The following is a 447-nucleotide window of genomic DNA, read 5'->3' as shown; positions in this document are numbered from 1 at the left end:
GTGTAAACTGCCTGCACCCCCACCTTTTTCCGAGGACTGTCATGGCTGACTTATTGCTTGGTGTCAATATTGACCACATCGCCACGGTGCGTAATGCGCGCGGCACAAATTACCCCGATCCGGTACAGGCGGCGTTTGTCTCAGAGCAGGCGGGCGCAGACGGCATTACCGTGCACCTGCGTGAGGATCGCCGTCACATCACCGATCGCGACGTGCGTATTCTGCGGCAGACTATCCAGACGCGGATGAATCTGGAGATGGCCGTAACGGATGAGATGCTTGGCATTGCCTGCGAGCTGACGCCGCATTTCTGCTGCCTGGTGCCGGAAAAGCGCCAGGAAGTGACCACCGAAGGCGGCCTGGATGTGGCCGGGCAAATTGACAAAATGGGCGTTGCCGTTGAGCGCCTGAATCAGGCAGGCATTCTGGTTTCGCTGTTTATTGATG

General features: G+C 57.7%; 1 protein-coding gene. It reads left to right on the top strand.

Annotation, left to right across the window (positions count from 1 at the left end):
* Positions 1-41: 41 nt before the first annotated feature.
* The coding region (locus tag CYR52_RS22215; protein WP_101829455.1) for a pyridoxine 5'-phosphate synthase at positions 42-447 on the top strand (406 nt) is incomplete at its 3' end.

Source organism: Chimaeribacter arupi (genome assembly GCF_002858805.1).
Taxonomy (GTDB): domain Bacteria; phylum Pseudomonadota; class Gammaproteobacteria; order Enterobacterales; family Enterobacteriaceae; genus Chimaeribacter; species Chimaeribacter arupi.
Note: the sequence above shows the minus strand (reverse complement) of the source record. Positions and strands in the feature narration are given on the sequence as shown.